Source organism: Cellulophaga sp. L1A9 (assembly GCF_009797025.1).
Classification (GTDB): domain Bacteria; phylum Bacteroidota; class Bacteroidia; order Flavobacteriales; family Flavobacteriaceae; genus Cellulophaga.
Window position 1 is genome coordinate 989502 of record NZ_CP047027.1, and the last position, 17986, is coordinate 1007487.

The 17986-nt window shown below is 33.1% G+C and carries 17 protein-coding genes and 2 pseudogenes; 14 read left to right on the plus strand and 5 right to left on the minus strand.

Annotated features, from left to right (window positions below):
* Nucleotide 1: 1 nt before the first annotated feature.
* Nucleotides 2–388 (plus strand): hypothetical protein, encoded by a 387-nt coding sequence (locus GQR94_RS04220; RefSeq protein WP_158974305.1) that lies wholly within the window; start codon nt 2–4, stop codon nt 386–388.
* 226 nt (nt 389–614) lie between these two features.
* Nucleotides 615–1436 (plus strand): YARHG domain-containing protein, encoded by an 822-nt coding sequence (locus GQR94_RS04225; protein ID WP_158974306.1) that lies wholly within the window; start codon nt 615–617, stop codon nt 1434–1436.
* A gap of 148 nt (nt 1437–1584) precedes the next feature.
* Here the strand turns inward: GQR94_RS04225 and GQR94_RS04230 are convergent.
* A pseudogene (locus tag GQR94_RS04230) lies at nt 1585–1900 on the minus strand (transposase); the annotation flags it as partial.
* A 187-nt stretch (nt 1901–2087) separates the two neighbouring features.
* On the opposite strand from GQR94_RS04230, the gene GQR94_RS04235 reads away from it, so the two are divergent.
* Nucleotides 2088–3047, plus strand: coding sequence for a hypothetical protein (locus tag GQR94_RS04235; protein WP_158974307.1), 960 nt, complete (start codon nt 2088–2090; stop codon nt 3045–3047).
* 215 nt (nt 3048–3262) lie between these two features.
* Complete coding sequence (locus GQR94_RS04240) at nt 3263–4492, plus strand: hypothetical protein (RefSeq protein WP_158974308.1); 1230 nt, start codon at nt 3263–3265, stop codon at nt 4490–4492.
* A 52-nt stretch (nt 4493–4544) separates the two neighbouring features.
* Here GQR94_RS04240 and GQR94_RS04245 read toward each other — a convergent pair.
* A pseudogene (locus GQR94_RS04245) lies at nt 4545–4863 on the minus strand (transposase); the annotation flags it as partial.
* Between the two features lie 196 nt (nt 4864–5059).
* Here GQR94_RS04245 and GQR94_RS04250 point away from each other — a divergent pair.
* The 5 genes from GQR94_RS04250 to GQR94_RS04270 all read left to right on the plus strand — a co-directional run bounded on the left by GQR94_RS04250 (nt 5060) and on the right by GQR94_RS04270 (nt 9888).
* Nucleotides 5060–5662 (plus strand): hypothetical protein, encoded by a 603-nt coding sequence (locus tag GQR94_RS04250; RefSeq protein WP_158974309.1) that lies wholly within the window; start codon nt 5060–5062, stop codon nt 5660–5662.
* A gap of 229 nt (nt 5663–5891) precedes the next feature.
* Nucleotides 5892–6554 (plus strand): hypothetical protein, encoded by a 663-nt coding sequence (locus GQR94_RS04255; protein WP_158974310.1) that lies wholly within the window; start codon nt 5892–5894, stop codon nt 6552–6554.
* Between the two features lie 216 nt (nt 6555–6770).
* Complete coding sequence (locus GQR94_RS04260; RefSeq protein WP_158974311.1) at nt 6771–8279, plus strand: S41 family peptidase; 1509 nt, start codon at nt 6771–6773, stop codon at nt 8277–8279.
* A 175-nt stretch (nt 8280–8454) separates the two neighbouring features.
* Nucleotides 8455–9186: a hypothetical protein gene (locus GQR94_RS04265; RefSeq protein ID WP_158974312.1), complete on the plus strand. Its 732-nt coding sequence runs from the start codon at nt 8455–8457 to the stop codon at nt 9184–9186.
* Between the two features lie 111 nt (nt 9187–9297).
* Entirely contained in the window at nt 9298–9888 is a 591-nt protein-coding gene (locus GQR94_RS04270; RefSeq protein WP_158974313.1) for a GNAT family N-acetyltransferase, read from the plus strand.
* Between the two features lie 336 nt (nt 9889–10224).
* Here the strand turns inward: GQR94_RS04270 and GQR94_RS04275 are convergent, their stop codons facing one another.
* Nucleotides 10225–11118 (minus strand): hypothetical protein, encoded by an 894-nt coding sequence (locus GQR94_RS04275; RefSeq protein ID WP_158974314.1) that lies wholly within the window; start codon nt 11116–11118, stop codon nt 10225–10227.
* Nucleotides 11119–11748: 630 nt separating this feature from the next.
* Between GQR94_RS04275 and GQR94_RS04280 the strand changes: the two genes are divergently transcribed.
* From GQR94_RS04280 to GQR94_RS04300, 5 genes are all read left to right on the plus strand, one after another.
* Entirely contained in the window at nt 11749–12624 is an 876-nt protein-coding gene (locus GQR94_RS04280) for a YwqG family protein (protein WP_158974315.1), read from the plus strand.
* A 253-nt stretch (nt 12625–12877) separates the two neighbouring features.
* On the plus strand, nt 12878–13255 hold the full coding sequence (locus tag GQR94_RS04285) for a hypothetical protein (protein ID WP_158974316.1): 378 nt from the start codon (nt 12878–12880) through the stop codon (nt 13253–13255).
* Nucleotides 13256–13332: 77 nt separating this feature from the next.
* A complete protein-coding gene (locus GQR94_RS04290; RefSeq protein WP_158974317.1) occupies nt 13333–13737 on the plus strand; it encodes an OsmC family protein in 405 nt (134 codons plus the stop codon).
* 48 nt (nt 13738–13785) lie between these two features.
* Nucleotides 13786–14565 carry a HipA family kinase gene (locus GQR94_RS04295; RefSeq protein ID WP_158974318.1) on the plus strand — a complete coding sequence of 260 codons (780 nt, stop codon included), beginning with the start codon at nt 13786–13788 and terminating at the stop codon, nt 14563–14565.
* The gene (locus GQR94_RS04300; RefSeq protein WP_158974319.1) at nt 14555–14938 is read left to right on the plus strand and encodes a DUF3037 domain-containing protein; all 384 of its coding nucleotides are present in this window, start codon (nt 14555–14557) and stop codon (nt 14936–14938) included. Before GQR94_RS04295 ends, GQR94_RS04300 begins: the two co-directional genes overlap by 11 nt.
* 1386 nt (nt 14939–16324) lie before the next feature.
* Here GQR94_RS04300 and GQR94_RS04305 read toward each other — a convergent pair.
* Complete coding sequence (locus tag GQR94_RS04305) at nt 16325–17200, minus strand: hypothetical protein (RefSeq protein WP_158974320.1); 876 nt, start codon at nt 17198–17200, stop codon at nt 16325–16327.
* Nucleotides 17201–17560: 360 nt separating this feature from the next.
* A complete protein-coding gene (locus GQR94_RS04310; protein WP_158974321.1) occupies nt 17561–17818 on the minus strand; it encodes a hypothetical protein in 258 nt (85 codons plus the stop codon).
* Nucleotides 17819–17986 lie beyond the last annotated feature (168 nt).

The following is a 17986-nucleotide window of genomic DNA, read 5'->3' on the forward strand; positions in this document are numbered from 1 at the left end:
AATGGAATTATCAAAACTAAAAAATCAATGGATTTATTATCCTTGGCTTATTAATAATGACCTAGACCATCTTGTCCATCATAATGATTTGACAGATTCAAGGATTAATGGATTGGGAGTAGTTCTGTGTATAGGTCAAGAAGACAATTACATAAAGATTAGAGCTAATAATTTTGAACTAAGAGTAAAAGAAGAAGGAATATTAAAATTATTACCTAAACCATTATTTATATGGAACGATAAAATTGAACTTTTAAAAAATAAAAATTGCGGAACTATTAATGATATAATTTGGCATCATAAAGACGAGAAATATTATTACTTTATCGAAAGTAATGGAAAACAACTCAAGAAAAGACTAAATGATACTGAAATAAAAAAGATATAAACGCAACACAACACTATGTATATTTAATGCGGGGCAATCGCTAACCGAATGGATTTGTTTTTTGGTTTGACGGCAATATATATTGACACAATTTTTCATTAAATTTAAAAATCACAAAATGTATTGCCTTGTGCTTAATCGAAAAGCCCCTGTATTTCCGCTCCGCACAAAACATACATTTAGCGTTGTAAAACATTAACTAAACATTGAGAATTCATATCATAAAATGAAAAAACTAGTTTTTTTAATTTTTGTTTTAATAACCTTTTTGTGTAAAGCACAAGAAAGTGGAATATTTAAATACTTGAATATTAATGAAATGAAAACAAAAACATTAAAAGAACTTCGTATCATACGAAATGAAGTTTTTGCAAGAAAAGGTTATGTTTTTCAGAGTAAAGATTTGCAAGAATATTTTTCAAAACAAATTTGGTACAAAGCAGACCCAAATTCAGAAATACAACTTTCAACTAAGGAAAAAGTATATATAAATCAGATTAAAAATTTAGAAAAAAGTCTTTTACAAAATAATTGTTCCTGTATTAATTGTATAGGAAAACAAAATATTAATTTGTTACCCTTAATAAGTGCTGACTTTTTAGAAGTAGATAAAAATCCTGATAAATTTAATAAATTAAAACCTGCTCAAGTTAACTATACAGATATGAATCCAATAGTTAATGGAAATTTGTGTGGTGGAGGTTATGCTTGGAATATTACGTGTTTCACTAATATTAAATATCAATTAATGTTTTATGTGTGTCATAGTGACAATTTACTTTTAAAACTTGCTGTACTAAAAGATGATAAATCTATTGACTTTATAGAACTTTACGATTCGTCTTTATATGATGAAGATGGTGGTAATATTATTGACGGTTTTTATGATGTTGATTTTAAATTAGATGAGAATTATTTAGAAGTATACAAAATATATCGAAAGCGTATAGATAACCCAACTGAAGACACCCAATTTGACACCAAAGAAATACGCAGAGAAATCACTAAATATAGTCTTAGTAAAAATGGTTTAGTGATAGTTAAATAGTTTATTAATGAGCCGATAAAACATTTTACAACAAAGAACTGAGGTAAAAAACAAGTAAATTCTTCCTTAATCTAAGACACTAGTATTCTAGGCTCATAAATTCAAAAAACAGATTCTTTGAGCTTTTTTCATTCGATTTATCCTCTATTTATTTAGGCAATACAGAAATGTACCTTTCATCATAGGGTCTGCCAGATTTTGCAATCGCAAAGGACTGTTCAATCTGTTTGTTGGCAACGGCTATCAATGCCAGTTTCTTGTGCTGCCCTTTGTTCACGATGTGCTCATGCTCTACATACTTTGTGATGCTTACAAGCATTGAAAGAATATAGAAATAATAGCTTCCGAAGCTTTCTATTACCCACCTTACTGATTCGCGCTCGACCTCTTACACTACTCCCTGACTCTCGTATCGTTGGGGTTATACGGACATAACTACAAAGCTGTGATGCCATTTCAAACTTGTTTAAAACGTACCATTCCCCGATTATATGAAACACTTTTTAGAATAATAGCTAAATAGTTGCCACTAGTTTGGAAACCGACGACAACTATAGGAAATAATAGTTATTTTTATAATCAGTATTTTTCTCCCCAGAAAAAAATAATATGGAACAGGCGTGTATGCGCTTGTTGTAACCAATTTGAAAAATGAAAAAAAATACTACATTATTACTATTATTAAGCATTTGTGTTTTTAAAATTTGTTTTGGACAAGAAAAAGACTCTTTAGAACTCAAAAGGTTTAAGAAATTTCTTCCATACGTAATAAAAGGAATTCAAGATGAAGAGCAATCGAATGATAATATCAATGAGAAAACAGCTGGACTATTTAATAAACCTTGGTTAATCAATAAATTAGATATTCAAGAAGCTAAAAATATAGCCACTTCAATAACTTCCAATAAAATTGTTAGAATTGAAAAAAATCATTCTGGGATATGGAATTTAGACATCTTGTCAAGCTTAAACACTTCTATATCAAAAGAATTAACTTCTGCGAGCATAGATTTATTACCGAACATTTTTGTTGAAATATTGGATACTGAAATAAATGATTCTTCAGGAAATTCAGTTGTCGACGTAGGCGCAGATGAAAAAAACATAAAGACAAACTTCAATAATCGTTCTTTAAATATAACTATTCCTTTAAACCGAGAATATAAAAATGTAAATGGAACAATCGATATTTCCATAAACGAATTTGGAGAAGTATTTTTCAAAGAGTTCAAAAAAGTTGATAAAAATATAAAATTCAACTTGGGCAAGATTGACCAAATTGAACTTATCAAAATAGAAAAAAATCGTGCTTATTTATTATTGCCTTCTAAACTATCGGAAGTCGAAATAATCCCTACAAATAAATCAGATGAAATCTTTTCTGAAAAAACAAGGTTAACTGTTCCAAAAACAATTTATGAGTTCTCAAAAAACAAAAACTTAACAGATGAATCGATTAAAAGCTTCGTGAATGATTTATCATACGCTGATGCTTACAACAATGAACAGATAGTAGTAATAGAAACTAATGGAGTGATAGAAAATCTATACGTCTTTATAAAATCTGATTCGAAAAGACTATGTAAAGAAACTATGGAAATAAAACTATAGCTAACACATCTTATAAACAATACGGGCTTCGGGCTTAATCGAATGGTTTGTGTATTTTTATGATGTCCGCAAAATCTTTTGGATTTTGCTTTAAACAATAAAAGAAAAAACAAAACAAAAAGATTTTGCTATGTGCGTGGCGGAAAGTAAACGCTAGTTTACTCCCGTACTGTTCATAGCTCCATCGTTGGCACACATAAAGCGAAAATCATAAAATGAAATTATATATAACTCTAATAACAATGATTTTAACGACAAATTTATTTTGTCAAGAGATAAAGACGATAATTTCCATAGAAGGAGAAACATTTGACTTTGGAATTGAAGTCCAAAATGATTGGAAAAAAAGAGACCAACTATTAGAAGATTTAGCCAATGAAAAAAAGAGTTGGGATAATTTAACAGAAGAAGAAAGTGAGCTTTTTGAAAAATATGACGAAACCTATGGAAGTATGTGGGATGTGGAAGGAGGTGGATGCAGTTGGTACTGTGGGGCTGGAGAATATAGCGTAACAACATCATCTGAATTATCTTCTAACGGAAAAATAGATTATAAAGCGAAAAACCTAACTGATTTTAGTTACCAAACTGCTTGGGTAGAAGGGAAAAAAGGCTACGGAATAGGAGAATCTATCAATTTTAGTTTTGCTCCTACGCATCCAAGAGTAACAACAATAATCTTCGCTAACGGTTATGTGAAAAGTAAAAAGGCTTGGAAAGACAACTCAAGAGTGCATAAATTAAAAATGCTTGTTAACAATGAACCATTTGCTATAATTGAATTAAAAGATATTTATTCAAAACAAATAATTGAGCTTGAAAAACCTCTAGGAAATTTAGATAGGAAAGATTTTGACAAATTAAAGGAGAAAGATAATTGGAATATAAAATTTGAAATTCTATCTGTTTATAAAGGAGACAAATATGATGACACCGCCATTTCAGAGCTTTACTTTGATGGTTTGGATGTTCATTGCTTGGCAAAAGGAACATTAATAACTATGGGTGATAAAACACTCAAAAAAATAGAAGATTTAAAAGTAGGAGACAAAATACTGTCTTATAACAAAAAGACTGGTGAATATGAAAGTTCTATCATAAAAGAATTAGCAAGTCAAATTCATAAAGATCTTATCAATATCGAGTTCTCCAATGGAATGCAATTAACCTGTACAAAAGACCATCCTTTTTTAGCGAAAAACCTTAGTTGGACTTCGATGAACCCCAACAAGACAGAAAGAGACTATGAAATAAATGATGTAATACTACTTAAAGTAGGAACTAAAGTTAGAGATCTGAAAAGCGAATTAGAAGTTGTAAAAATTAATGAGGTTAAAGAAGAACAGATTACTTACACAATTGTTGACTTAAGCAAAAACAAGACATTTGTTGCAAACGGAATAATAACTGGGATTGAAAAATTACGTGTGCCAAAAAAGAACTGAGGTAAAAAGCAAACAGATTCTTTGAGCTTTTTTCATTCGATTTATCCTCTATTTATTTAGGCAATACAGAAATGTACCTTTCATCATAGGGTCTGCCAGATTTTGCAATCGCAAAGGACTGTTCAATCTGTTTGTTGGCAACGGCTATCAATGCCAGTTTCTTGTGCTGCCCTTTGTTCACGATGTGCTCATGCTCTGCATTCCTTGTTATGCGTACAAGCATTGAAAGAACATAGAAACAATAGATTACGAAGCTTTCTATTACCGACCTTACTTATTCGCGCTCTACCTCTTACACTGCTCTCCAACTCACGTATTATTGGAGTAAGACCGACATAACTACAAAGTTGTGATGCTGTTTCAAACCTATTTAAAACGTACCATTTACCGATTATATGAAATACTTTTTAGAATAATAGCTAAATAGTTACCACTAGTTTGGAAACCGAAGACAACTATAGGAAATAAAAGTTATTTTTATAATCGGTATTTCTCCCCCCACAAAAAAATAATATGGAACATGCGTGTATACGCTTGTTGTAACACATTTAACGAAACATATTGAAAATGATAAAAAACCTCCTAATTATTATAGTCTTATTGTCTTTTCTAAGCTGTGGTAATACCAAATACACCTATCTTTTTGAAAAAGGAAAAAATATAGATTTCTCAAGTGGTAAGTGGATTTTAAATGAAACATATACCAATAATACAAATGGAAGAATTCAACATATTGCAGTAAGAGAATTTAAAGATATATTGAAGGACTCACTTTTTGAATTAACAGAACTCAGAAGTGATAAATTAGTTGCTTCTAAAATACCCTTCGAACCCAAGGAATCGGACTTAAAGGATTTGAAAATAGGTACAGCCTGTGATTATTTAATAAATATAAAATCAATTATTGAGAAGGACAAAATGGGTTCATTTCCAAATACTCCAAATATTGGTAGCACAAAAAAAACTAATCAAGCTCAAATTACAATTAGAATCTATGATTTAAACAAATTAACCCTAATATCCGAATCAACTGTAATTGGAAAAGCAGAATTAACAAAAAACTCGGATGACGGAAATTTGGATTATGTAAATACTGGGTCAACTATTTCTATGAATGGTTTATCTAAGCTAATTCGAAAATATGAAAAAAATAAAGTCATAAATAAATAAAAACGTGTTACAACAATACCTATAAGAAATGCGGAGTTTGGTGTTTAATTCAATGGCTTGTGTATATTTATTTGTTCGCAAAATCTTTCCGATTTTGCTCTGGCTAAGAAAAAATAAATCAAAACAAAAAGCTTTTGCTACATGCGTAGACGGAAACAAAAAGGTTTCCTTGCCTCCGCACTACTCATAGCTTTAACGTTAGCTCTCAGGTAAAAAAATAAAAGAATTAATGAAGTCATACCATATAATTTTCAATTCGGATTATCTTGATAAAATGAATATTGACAAGGAACACGCAACCTGTACTATAGACAATCAAAAGGACACGGAATATTTATTTGGAGGCAGTTTAAATGACGAATCTGACAGACATTTAAATCGTTTAATAACATTATCCCCAATTCCGAGTGAAATTGAAATCTCTAACCTGTCAAAACTTACTCTTGCAATTGACTTTGAATTATTTTTCAATAGTTTGTTATGTGATAAGTATCTATATTATCAACACGACGCTGAAGGTTACCCGACTTTATTTACAAAAGATATTGTTGTATCAAATGAATACGACAAAAAACCAATAATTGAAACTAAAGTGAAATTAGGAGAAACTCCTCTTGAATGGTCAGATCAAGGATGGGGAGATGGGAATAATAACAAAATTGGAGGAGTTCCAACTTGGGTGCAAGAGCCTAAATATTTGAATTGTCCTTGCTGTAAAGAAAAAATGATGTTCTTAATGCATTTAAATAGTGATTTACCAGTGAATGAACCCGAGCAATTACAAGATGGGCGAATTTACAAAGACACAATAATGTTTGGTAGTGGAGGCATTTGCTATGTTTATTGGTGCGATAAAGACAGGATCAGCGGCTATTTATGGCAAAGTACATAATGTTAAAAACCCAACAGCTAACACTATACATTACAAACTTGGTGCTTAGTGATTAATCAAAGGTTATTGTGTATTTTTATGAAGTCCGACAAATTTTTCGGATTTTGCTTTAAACAAAAAAAGCTTTTGCTAAGGGCTGTTGCGCAATGGGAACTGCATCCCGCTGCCCCACTACCCTTAACTCAGGCGTTGCTGTAATTAATAAAACCACCTTAAATGAAATTAAAAATCCTGCTTGTAATTATATTCAGTCTAAATGCGGTCATTTTAAAAGCACAGAATAATTGGTTGACTAAAAAACAGGTGACTGAGGACATTAAATTTCTGACAAATACATTAAATAAAAAATCTTCCTATGTTTACTTAAATGGCTATAACTTCAATAGCGATTTTGAAAATTACCTTACTACCATAAATGATACTACACGGCTTGAAGATTTTGGCCTGTTTATTACCAAAACTTTGGCTAAAATTGGCGACAGACACTCTTCTTTGGCTACCATAAGGGGTTTTGACTTAAAGGAGACTCTTTTTTTACCCTTTATGTACGCACCGCAAAATGAAAAAGTAGTCGTTTTAAATTTCGATCAAAATAAAGAATTTGAAATATTAATCCCAAAATTCCCTTATCTCAAAAAAATAGACGGAATCGACATTCAAGATTTCCTTTTAAAAACACGTCCAGAAGATATAAAAGCACCTAAGGAAACTTATTTCACAATGGCGGTTAGAGATATTAGGGACATTCAAAAAAATTACTTACTTCTTAATAAGCCATTGCCCAAAGAAGTTAAATTAACCCTTTCAGACCCTACGCTTCAAAATGATACTATTTTAGTAGTGCCGATAATTGATAAATTAAAAAGATTGCGCCCTTGGGACGAAAAATTTGAAAGAGCATATGTTCGTGTAAAAGATGAAGATTTCAATAAACCAGAAATTATTGAAAAACTCTTTAGTATAAAAGACGATATTGCCTATATCAGGCTTCCTGAAATGGTTGATAGCGATGAGGCTCCTTTTCTTTTTGACAAACTCAACTTATTTATGCAATCCATTCAAAACAGCAGTAAAGCCATGATTATTGATGTAAGAAGTAATAGTGGTGGAACCCGTGATGTAATGTATGAGTTTGCAAAATATTTGGTGCATCCTGATTCTGTCTATGTTGTGAATGCTACTAGACAAAGAGGTCCACTTCCTTTACCAAAAGAGTATAAAAAAAGTTTGAAGAATCGGTATTTAGTTTCCTTTTCTAAATTGGATAGCAGAGAACAGAAAAAAGCAACTGCCTTTTTGGAGAATTTTGAACCTGTATATGAATTAGATGAAAAAAAATACAGTGAATATTATTTTGGATTATTGAACGGAAAGAAGTTAGCCAAACCAACTTTTTACTATGACAGGCCCGTTTATATTTTAGCCAACGAAAAGACATTTAGTGCAGCATCCGTTTTTGTTTCTGCTTTTAAGGGATTACCGAACATCAAAATTGTAGGGGTAACCACAGACGGCTCAAGTGGAAACAGCGAGTGGGTTGATTTACCTCATTCAAAATTATTTGGAAAAATTAGCACGATGGTTTCTTTTCAAAAAGATGGACAAATTTTGGACGGTTACGGAACAGAGCCCGACATAAAAATTGAAAGAGACATTTCTCAAATTCTTTGGCAATCAGATACCCAATTAGAAAAATTAAAAGACTTCATACTGACTGAAAATTAAAAAAACTAGGCACAACAAAGAACTGAGGTAAAAAACATAGGGCTTTTATATTTACTTACTAAGTCTACTAAACATAAAAGCAAAATATGTACTGTTAGCTGAGTAATAAACAAGAACGACAGTGCTTAGCTCCTGCCCTACATTTCTTATATAAGCCGGCACAAAGCATACTAATATGAAAAAAATTATATTCTTAATTATTTTAATTAATTCACATTGTTTTTATTCACAAGAAGATAATAGTTTAATAGGTAAAACTATCAGAGAGTTAGGAATAGATACCCATACGATTAAATTAACTCAAGCTAAAGAAAATCCAAGGAATAAGGATGAAACAATTATAGTAATTGCAGAGCGGGTAGAAGAAATTAGTATATCCTCTTATACTGTAAATTCTTATATAATTATTGTGAATAATAAAACTGGAAAAATTATTCAAAAATATTTTGAAGACTACAAAGAGAATGGTTGGCATATAGACTCAGAAGAACTTCAAAAAATAAAAATTGATACAGCTCCTTATCTATTGACCGAAAATACCAGAGCATTTGGTGTCAGGCTTGAATACGTGGGTAGTATGAAACCTAATCCATATAAAACTACATTATCATTATATGTTAGAAACCCTAATACTTTAAAAAAGGTATTAAGCAATTATATAGTTGAAGAAACCGATGGGCAATGGGATCCAGAAGATGTGCAGTTTAATTGTTCAACAGATTATGTAGATAAACACATAATTTTAATTATGAAAACTAGCCAAAGCAATGGTTACTTTGACATACTCGCTAAAAATAAAATTAGTACAGAAACATATTACACTAATGAAAATAATGAATGTACCTATCAAAAAAATAGCGAATTAAAATATAACGTACTAAAGTACACAGATGGTGAATATAAATAATGCCTTGGAACAAAGAACTGAGGTAAAACCACCTCATAAAGTACCCCTAACGGCTACACCCCTAAAAACATAATCCTTATTTTTAGGTATCGCAAAATATTCAAAAAGTAAATGAACACTGAGCTATTAAATACAAAGATTCAACTAGAAAATGCCCGCGTTCTCTTGCTCCCACTGGACGATCTAAGAAACCAAGAGTTAAAGGAAATAATATTCGAAGAGAACATCTGGAAATTTATGGGAATGACTATGAAAAATGAAGAGGAATTTGACCGCTATTTAGCAGATACGGCTAAGGACAAAGCAAACGGAATTTGTTACCCTTTCCTGATCATTGATAAGCAAAGTGGCCGAGTTGCAGGAAGTACCCGGTTTGGATATATAAACAAAGGGAGTAAAAAGTGTGAAATTGGATGGACTTGGTACGGAACAGAATTTCAAGGAACCGGACTAAACAAAGCGTGTAAATATGAATTATTGAAATTCGGATTTGAAAACATTGGGTTTAGAAGAATTCAATTTAGCGCAGACGAAGAAAATTTAAGATCGCAAAGAGCAATTCTAAAACTTGGAGCGCAAAAAGAGGGTATTTTTAGAAATAACTACATCGCTCCCAACGGAGAAAGTAGGAATGATGTTTATTTTAGTATTGTAAAAGAAGATTGGAACTCAATTAAGTCAGAAAACTTTACAGAATTTTAATTGAAACCAAAACCATGCTGCATACATAAGATAGTTGCCAAAACAAGCGCTGGAGACAACCATCAAGTGTAAACTCCGTTTAAGTTTTTCAATTATAAATTTGGAGCAAGATGTAACCCAACTACCTGGTGAAAAATTTGGTGATGGTATTATACCCGATATTAAAATAACTCAAAGCTATAGCGATCATCTTGATCATAAAGACTCGCATATGAATTTTGCTCTGGCATATTTTAAGAAGCAGTCCTAGAAATAAAAAAGCATAGCGCTATTGCATAAGAACAATAGCGCTATGCTATATGCTAATCATCATGAACTAGAACTATTTGTTACCTACTACTTTCTAGGGTCTACCTTATCTAAACTGTTTGCAACAGAACCACTACGGGCTGATGAACTTACATTATCAAGATATAAAATTCGTGTTTCATCTGGTGAATAATTAGCCGTATCAAAACAATACATACCCATTTTTACTCCAGCAACAGAAGTTTCTGCATTGTCATTTGCATCAAAGCTGCCGAAACCAAGATTAATATTTTTCAGATCTGCTATAATTTCGCCATCCATTAGCACTGCAAGGGTTCCGTGATTAGTTCCTGAAAGTACTGCTCTAATTTGAAATGTCAATTCTTTATCCGTTTCTATAGTATCCAGAATTTTAACTACCGTTGGGCTCACACAAGCATTACGGTAGCTAAGATATAGCGCGTTACCTTGTAGTTCAAGATGCGCTGTCCAATTACTACACCCAGCCGTATTCCAATTATACAACTGCCAAATAATCGTGTTTTTGTTAAGCAAATTATTGTTTTGCCCAGAGGGAATAAAAAGATAAAATCCAGTGTAAATCTCGTCATTATTATTTACCCCTAATTTAATTTCATGGCCACGTTCCCTGCGACTGCCGTCATATTCAGATTCTTTCCAAACGAGTTTAAGCCTTTTTCCTCCAGTAAAATCTTTTTGAAAACTCATACCTTCCCCATAAATATCGGCACCTGTAAATCCTTGATCCTCTGTGAAAGGGTCTAACTGTCCGTCATTAAAATTATGTGCCTTGTACGTTTCAGAATTTACTTTTGATACAAGTGTTGCTATAGATACATCTGCCGTAGAAACGGTACTAGGTTCCTCTTCTTTTACGCAACTTGATGTAATGGTTATTATAACCGATAGCATAATACCTTTTAAAAGGGTAGATTGTTTAATACTAAAATTGTTCGTCATAATTAATTTTAAAATTGTTATTTATTTATTTTCATCAGAATTTTTGAATCCTGATTATCAATAGTTTAGAAAGTGTAAAAAATATAGTACCCCCAATATTTTCTCTTTATGAAAGTATAAAAGCATAGGCTTAGAGGAACAATGAGCACTTCCTAATATCGTATTTAAGCAACAAATACAAGTGCTAATATAGAACATAATAGCATTATTTATACGAATAATCGCCTTTATATATAGATTATAACAGTTCACTATATGTAAAATGAACTTGGTGCTAACCTGAATTTGCTTACTTTTAAGGTTCATAACAAGGTTTATCCTACACCTAATTACCATCCGTATAACACAAAAATTAATGGAAATTATTCTGACCGTTTTTAGTGGTATCATCATCATTGGCTTCTTACTTGGCTTTTCTATACTGATGAGGCCTTCCTTTAAAAGCGATACCAATAAATATCTTGGATTTACTGTACTGGCAATTTGTATGCTGCTAGTAAAGTTAATACTACCAGAATTTGATTATTATCATACGTATCAAAAACTAAATATCATTTACACTATTGAATGGATTCTATTAGCTCCTGTTTTTCTGTTTCTATCTAGTATAAAAAGTATACACAACAAAAAATGAAAGACCCTAAAAAATTAATTGAGGTAATTGAAAAGTATGTAGTTTATCCCTATAAGGAATTATTATTAAAAGAAATTCAAGCTTCAATTCGGTTGAAGACAACTGGGAATTTATGTAGCGATTTAGGCAAAACTAAATTAGGAGGTAGTCCCGATTTACCAAAAAACAAAAACTGGCCCAGAAGTAAATATTCTAATACGCCTCTTTCTTTTCTAGGTCAAATAAATTGTAATGAAATTAAGGAACTTGATGAATTAAATGCGCTACCAAAAGAAGGACTATTGTACTTTTTCTTCAATTTAGATTCAGGTGATGATGGTAAAGTAATTTTTTCTAGAGAAGTAAAAGAATTAGAAAGAGCTATTCCTCCCCATGAATTTAAAGAACAGAAAACGTCTTTCTTAAAAAAGCTACTAACTGGGAAACCAAAAAAACGGATACTAAAAGAAAGTGAAGTTAACATTTATAAAGAGTATAATTTCCCGTCTTGGGATTCTCTTCAGGTAGCATTAATTCAAAAAGAGGCAAAAACAAATATTTCACCTATTAACGCTTTTGAAGAAGGTTTTTTCGAGAATGATACTGATGAATCTGAAACAACATCTAATCATCATTTATTAGGGAATTATAACGGAATTCAAGACGAATTTCACGAATTGAATTTTATTGATACTGAAGTTAAAGAGCTTGATAATTTGAGCCTTGAACAAATACAAAAGGCTTTGAAATGGAAATTGTTGTTTCAATTTGATTCTGATAACAATCTTGAAATGAGTTGGGGCGATTGGGGAAGAATATACTTTTTTATACATGAAGATGATTTGAAAAATGAAAACTTCGATAACATTAAAATATCAGCAGATAGTTATTGATTACTATTAGGAGTGCTAACAATCATTGTAGCTGATATAGTCACTAAACGGAGCGCGCTATCTGATTTAATGAGAAAGAAAAACTTCTGATTTTGGTTTTAGCTTAGAATCAAAAAAAAATCTCTTCACCACAATTATCAATCTGGGCAAACGTTAACTAACAAAATACCAAGTGAATTACACGCTATATCTCTTTCAAAAAAACATACCCGTAAATTTAATTTTATTGCTCCTATTCATAACTAGCACTTCATTGAAGGCACAAGAAAGTGCCATAAATTTGCCCTTTAAAGAAATTCATTATCCCATAGGAAGAGAATATAGAGGTAAACTGATTGACAGCTACAAAGAGGCCGTAAAAATTGGTTTAAGTAAGGAAAACAAGCAAGAAGAGCAATTTTACAACCATAATGCCGTCTTTTTATTTAATGTAGGAGGTGGTTGTTTTGGCGCTAGACCTAGCCAAATAGCTATTAAATTAACACACAACTTGGTAGAAATAAATTGGGATAAACCCAAACAGCCTTGTCCACGGGTTGGAGAAGCTACTGCTTTTTACGGTATGATTGTCATCTCTAAAAAAGAACATCCCAATTATAAAGAGTTAAAATTCAAATACTACTGGGAATAAATACCAAACAACTATAAGCAATCCTAAATTCTGAAGAATACTCTGAAAAATGCGTAAATTCATACTAAAAAATAATCATGAACTATTCTAGCGCAGCCACTTCTATTTCTAGACAAGGTGCCACTATAAAAATTAAGCAGTCTACAGTAGCTTTTGGTATTACAGCAGCTACCGCAACCACCTTACCCAATCCTGCCGAGTTATTTTTAGGATCACTATCTGCCTGTATGCTAAAAAATGTAGAACGTTTTTCATTACTTATGGGGTTTACCTATACAACCGCAGAAATAACCATTGAGGCTACGCGATTAGAGAAACCGCCTCGCATGGATGAGATTCAATATGTGTTAAAAATTCACAGCAACGAAGAACATCTAAATCTAAGCTTGCTCAAAAAAAATATTGAAAAGCATGGCACCATTTATAATACGATTAAAGAAGTGTGTAGCATTACCGGAGTTGTTGAAATTGTCCCAGAATAAACAAACACAACCTCATAACCTGCAGGAACTTTTTTTATCTTCGCTCCTATGAATAAGATTGATATTCGGACGGTAAATGTGGTGCAGTACATAAAGCCACTACGCGAAGGCGGCTCTATGCCTGCTATTGTGAAAGCAGACGATGGTTTCCTCTATGTACTTAAATTTAGAGGTGCTGGCCAAGGTAAAAAAGCCTTAATTGCAGAACTCATGGGCGGCGAACTTGCCCGTACCCTTGGGTTAAAAATGCCAGAATTGGTATTTATGCATCTAGACGATACCTTTAGTAAAACCGAACCGGATGAAGAGATTCAAGACCTCTTAAAATTTAGTGTAGGTCTTAATCTAGGGCTTCATTTTTTATCTAGCGCCATTACTTTTGATCCTTTAGTTTCTAAAGTAGATGGATTAACGGCTTCTAAAGTAGTTTTGCTAGATAGCCTGATGAGCAATATTGACCGTACCGCAAAAAACCCTAATCTTTTAGATTGGAATAATGAATTATGGGTTATTGATAATGGTGCTAGTTTTTATTTTCACCATAATTGGAATACCTATAAAAATCATCTTACACGCACATTTCCGCTCATAAAAGACCACGTACTGCTAGACCGTGCCACGGAATTAAAAGAAGCGGCAGTACTCATAACAAAAGCCTTTACAGATGAAAAGCTACAGGAGATTATTTCGCTAATTCCGGAAGAATGGTTAGAAAGCGAGAGTGATGACCTTACTCCTACCGAAATGCGAGCGGCGTATTTAGAATATTTTAAAGCTAAACTTGCCCTTATAGATTCACTAGTTAAAGAAGCTGAAGATGCAAGATAGAGCGAAGTATGAGTATGCTATTATACGCATCGTGCCCAAAGTAGAGCGCGAAGAATTTTTTAATGTAGGCGTCATTGTATTCTCTAGGCCTAAAAAGTTCTTAAAGATGAAATACCATATAGACCATAAAAAATTAGGCAGTTTTGTGTGCGAAAAAGATTTTGAGGCTTTAAATGCGTATTTAAAAGGCTGGGATTTGGTGTGTAAAGGCGAAGCTACTGGTGGCGCTATTGGGAAATTGGATATCACAGATCGGTTCCGTTGGTTAACTGCCTCCCGAAGTACCATCATCCAAAGTTCTATTACTCACTCTGGTTTAACAGAAGATCCTGAGCAAGAATTAGAGACTATTTTTAAGGATTGTGTGCTGTAGTGATATAGTCCGTTCGAGTAGCGAGAACTTTTTAAAGCACAGAAAACTTCTCGATACTAATTACTTCTCCGCTAACGCTTCAAAATAATTCACTCGAAGTGACTAGCATTTTCATAGACAACACTGCAGTGTCAGTTCGAGTGGCGATTGAGAAGTGAAACGGAACAAGCGTTGTATCGAGAACTTTCTGAAGCACAAAAAACTTCTCGATACTAATTACTTCTCCGCTAACGCTCCGAAATAATTCACTCGAAGTGACTAGCATTTTCATAGACAACACCGATGTCAGTTCGAGTGGCGATTGTGTAGTGAAACGGAGCAAGCGTTGTATCGAGAACTTTCTGAAACACAGAAGACTTCTCGATACTAATTACTTCTCCGCCAACGCTTCGAAATAATTCACTCGAAGTGACATCCATTTTCATTAACAACACCGATGTCAGTTCGAGTGGCGATTGAGAAGAAACGGAACAAGCGTTCTATCGAGAACTTCTTGAAGCACAGAAAACTTCTTGATACTAATTATTCTCCCACTAACGCTCCAAAATAATTCACTCGAAGTGACAAGCATTTTCATAGACAACACTGCAGTGTCAGTTCGAGTGGCGATTGAGAAGTGAAACGGAGCAAGCGTTGTATCGAGAACTTTCTGAAACACAGAAGACTTCTCGATACTAATTACTTCTCCGCTAACGCTCCAAAATAATTCACTCGAAGTGACTAGCATTTTCATAGACAACACTGCAGTGTCAGTTCGAGTGGCGATTGAATAGTGCAACGGAACAAGCGTTGTATCGAGAACTTCTTGAAGCACAGAAGACTTCTCGATACTAATTACTTCTCCGCCAACGCTCCGAAATAATTCACTCGAAGTGACTAGCATTTTCATAGACAACACCGATGTCAGTTAGAGTGGCGATTGAGAAGTGAAACGGAACAAGCGTTGTATCGAGAACTTCTTGAAGCACAGAAAACTTCCCGATACTAATTATTCTTCCGCCAACGCTTCAAAATAATTCACTCGAAGTGACATCCATTTTCATTAACAACACCGATGTCAGTTCGAGTGGCGATTGAGAAGTGAAACGGAGCAAGCGTTGTATCGAGAACTTTTTAAAACACAAAAAACTTCTCGATACTAATTACTTCTCCGCTAACGCTCCGAAATAATTCACTCGAAGTGATATCCATTTTCATTAACAACACCGATGTCAGTTCGAGTGGCGATTGAGAAGTGAAACGGAGCAAGCCTTGTATCGAGAACTTTCTGAAGCACAAAAAACTTCTCGATACTAATTACTTCTCCGCTAACGTTCCAAAATAATTCACTCGAAGTGACAAGCATTATGACAAGGACCTCAGCGGTTAGTTGCAATAAAACCCGCCCTACTCTACAGTCAGTTTTATTTCTGCATCTAAACTTGCATCACTATTTTTATCCCAAATAGTAACCTGAAAATTAATAGGGTTTTTCAGTACGCCATTATTCAATTCTAATTGCGCACCTATACCTCTTTTAATCTCGGCTTCACTAGTATACTTTTCTCCATACACATCTTCCATATTAAGAATTATAGTACCATCCGCATCTGTAACTTTAATCTTTAAGCCTAGCTCCACCAATCCGTTAACTTTGGTGTACCCTGAAACATCTTGAAAATCCATCAAGATAACTTCTTCAAAACCTATTTTCCCATCTGTTATTACAGCATTTTTAGTTAAAGAGAGTACATACCCTTCTTTAAAATCTAAGCCTTTTTTAGATACTTTTAAAGCGGGATCAGGAATAATATCAAATTTTAGACTAGAACTAAAAGTACCTTCTCCTTTTTCATCTGTAATCGTATACTTTAAAGTATAATCTTCTCCAGAATAAATAGGTCGGGCAAGTATCATATTGCCTGTTAGCGTTTTCATAGATGCATCAAAACCTGGATTTTGTTGGAATAAATTAGCTTCATACATAATGGTATCCCCTGCTTTTGATACTAATACCACTTCCATTTGCGGGTGGTAGGTATTATTTTCCACAACAAATCCATCCATATTTTCAAAATTGGTATAGATATTCTGTCCGTAATAGAATTCATTATCACTCACTTTCTCATTATTGACCGAAACATAGATTTGTTCCGCAGAGAGGCCATCTCCTTGGCTGGTAATTCCTGTTACAAAATCTTTACGGACCGATTTATTAAAATTACATGACGTTACTCCTGCAAAAATACTACACACAAAAAGTGTCTTCTTAAATAAATTCATCTTAAGTTTTTTTTATTTTAGTTTTTCATAATAGCTTACAAACAAACCTGCCATTTTTTAATAATAATCCGCGTCTTTCGCAACCGTTTTAGCCTATTTTTCAAATAGCGGATACACCTCTAAGTGCTTTTCTTCTGTGGTAGTATAAGTATAAGCACCTGCTAACACCTATTGATTTGCAGCACTCATCCAATCTTCAGCATCTTCTTCTAATTCCAAGCCTTTTTCTAAATAAGGTTCAGAGATGTAATACGTACCCTTTTCATTGTATAAAAGACCTAACACCATATTTGCGCGCCCGTGGCAATCACAAATACAAATCGCATTTCTATACGCTTTCTATGCTTCATCAACGATTTTCTAACCTGCACCCGAAAGTTCTTTTTCACTTGCCGATGCCAAACCAGGTTGTAACACAATCATATGAATATGGCCATAATCAAAAACGCTATTGGTACTCTCGGCTGTTGCCAAAACAGCTTCATGTTCTGCTTCTAACTTTTTTAATTGTGAAGCATCCATTTCATTAGCCTCTTGGGCTTCTGCAAGCCAACCCTCTAAAATTTCCTTAGCTACAGGCTCATATACTTTTTGCGTAGGTACTGCTGTACTTATCATACAAATGGAAAGTAATATATAGTTTATCATAGTGCCTAATTCCTAAAATTGCCTTGAAACAAACATACTGCTTTCATTGTTTATAAAAGATCCTGTTTTTAGGGATATCATTGCTTGCTACATAACTAACGATGTAATTTAATTAAAAGTACTATAATAAAACGGAGT

What these genes read in the sequence shown, in the direction of transcription:
- GQR94_RS04305 (WP_158974320.1), bottom strand. Translation starts at nt 17,200, where the DNA reads ATGAATTTATTTAAGAAGACACTTTTTGTGTGTAGTATTTTTGCAGGA.
- GQR94_RS04275 (WP_158974314.1), bottom strand. Translation starts at nt 11,118, where the DNA reads ATGACGAACAATTTTAGTATTAAACAATCTACCCTTTTAAAAGGTATT.
- GQR94_RS04260 (WP_158974311.1), top strand. Translation starts at nt 6,771, where the DNA reads ATGAAATTAAAAATCCTGCTTGTAATTATATTCAGTCTAAATGCGGTC.
- GQR94_RS04225 (WP_158974306.1), top strand. Translation starts at nt 615, where the DNA reads ATGAAAAAACTAGTTTTTTTAATTTTTGTTTTAATAACCTTTTTGTGT.
- GQR94_RS04295 (WP_158974318.1), top strand. Translation starts at nt 13,786, where the DNA reads ATGAATAAGATTGATATTCGGACGGTAAATGTGGTGCAGTACATAAAG.
- GQR94_RS04265 (WP_158974312.1), top strand. Translation starts at nt 8,455, where the DNA reads ATGAAAAAAATTATATTCTTAATTATTTTAATTAATTCACATTGTTTT.
- GQR94_RS04240 (WP_158974308.1), top strand. Translation starts at nt 3,263, where the DNA reads ATGAAATTATATATAACTCTAATAACAATGATTTTAACGACAAATTTA.
- GQR94_RS04250 (WP_158974309.1), top strand. Translation starts at nt 5,060, where the DNA reads ATGATAAAAAACCTCCTAATTATTATAGTCTTATTGTCTTTTCTAAGC.
- GQR94_RS04300 (WP_158974319.1), top strand. Translation starts at nt 14,555, where the DNA reads ATGCAAGATAGAGCGAAGTATGAGTATGCTATTATACGCATCGTGCCC.
- GQR94_RS04255 (WP_158974310.1), top strand. Translation starts at nt 5,892, where the DNA reads ATGAAGTCATACCATATAATTTTCAATTCGGATTATCTTGATAAAATG.
- GQR94_RS04290 (WP_158974317.1), top strand. Translation starts at nt 13,333, where the DNA reads ATGAACTATTCTAGCGCAGCCACTTCTATTTCTAGACAAGGTGCCACT.
- GQR94_RS04310 (WP_158974321.1), bottom strand. Translation starts at nt 17,818, where the DNA reads ATGATAAGTACAGCAGTACCTACGCAAAAAGTATATGAGCCTGTAGCT.
- GQR94_RS04270 (WP_158974313.1), top strand. Translation starts at nt 9,298, where the DNA reads ATGAACACTGAGCTATTAAATACAAAGATTCAACTAGAAAATGCCCGC.
- GQR94_RS04235 (WP_158974307.1), top strand. Translation starts at nt 2,088, where the DNA reads ATGAAAAAAAATACTACATTATTACTATTATTAAGCATTTGTGTTTTT.
- GQR94_RS04280 (WP_158974315.1), top strand. Translation starts at nt 11,749, where the DNA reads ATGAAAGACCCTAAAAAATTAATTGAGGTAATTGAAAAGTATGTAGTT.
- GQR94_RS04220 (WP_158974305.1), top strand. Translation starts at nt 2, where the DNA reads ATGGAATTATCAAAACTAAAAAATCAATGGATTTATTATCCTTGGCTT.